General features: G+C 56.4%; 2 protein-coding genes. Both read left to right on the forward strand.

Going from position 1 to position 1094, the window contains the following annotated elements:
- A partial coding sequence (locus tag ACQKEK_RS23400) for a LysR family transcriptional regulator (protein WP_499167730.1) occupies positions 1 to 799 on the forward strand: 799 nt, incomplete at its 5' end.
- Positions 800 to 910: 111 nt separating this feature from the next.
- The coding region (locus ACQKEK_RS23405; protein ID WP_499167731.1) for a hypothetical protein at positions 911 to 1094 on the forward strand (184 nt) is incomplete at its 3' end.

Here is a 1094-nt window from a genome sequence, read left to right on the forward strand (position 1 = left end):
AGCCCTGGAAACTGAGCTTGGCGAATCACTGTTCCACCGCAATACCCGCCAGGTGAGCATCACTGCTTTCGGTCAGGATTACGCCAAAGATGCCATGTCAGCTCTGGATCATTTCGATACGCTATTCCGGTCGCACAGGACGGAGCCTGAGCTGTCAGGTAAGGTGGGGATTACGGCTCCACATGCTATTGGCAGGCGCTTCCTAATACCGTTTCTTCAGCCCCTGGCCGCTGCACATCCTGACCTGCAATTCGATCTCCGCTTGGAAGATCAGATGACTGATGCCGTTGAAGCGCATATCGATATTGGTATCCGGGTGGGGGTTATTCGCGACCGGCGCTACGTTGCACGTGCCTTAGCTCCCGTGCCGTTTTACGTTGTCGCGTGCCCGTCTCTCATAGGCCAAAAGACACCACCTAAATCTTTGGATGCCTTAGCTAAGCTGCCACTTTCAGTCCTGATCGACCGGAAAAATGGCCGCCCTTGGCCTTGGCTATTTGCCGACGGGCAAACGTTCGCGCCCAGGCAGCCAGCGCTTATCTGTGATGATCCAGATACGGAATTGGAAGCCACCCTGGCAGGCATGTGTTTTGGCCAAATTCCTGCCTATCTGGCTGAGCCTCATCTGCGGTCAGGAAAGCTGGTTGCCGTTTTGGCTGATCACGCTCCAGCACCATGGGATCTGTTCATATACCGCCCGCAGCAGGGTCCTGTATCGAAGCGGGTGCGATTGGTGTACGACCACCTTAAGCAGGCTTTCTCAAACCCCAAGCTATTTCCCCAGGGCCTGGGGACATAGCTTGAATACCTGCCAGCAATCGTCCGCTTTTGGCCGATTCTGTTGAAAAAGTAGCGACCTCCCCATGCCGTTGGCAAAATTGCTTTGTCAGCGGGCGTGGAGGCGAACAGCATGATGGGACAGTTACCGGGAGGACAGCAGCGCCTGTTCTACTCGTTCAATCTCGAAGATCACGTCCCGGCCCAACATCTCCTGCGCAGCATCGACCAGTGCCTGGATCTCAGTGATCTGCGCGCCTGCCGCCGACATCCGTGCCCAGGCCTACCCGTACGCCGTAGCCTTCCAGCTTCGCCAG

This window comes from Pseudomonas sp. NPDC077408, from assembly GCF_050269105.1.
Classification (GTDB): domain Bacteria; phylum Pseudomonadota; class Gammaproteobacteria; order Pseudomonadales; family Pseudomonadaceae; genus Stutzerimonas.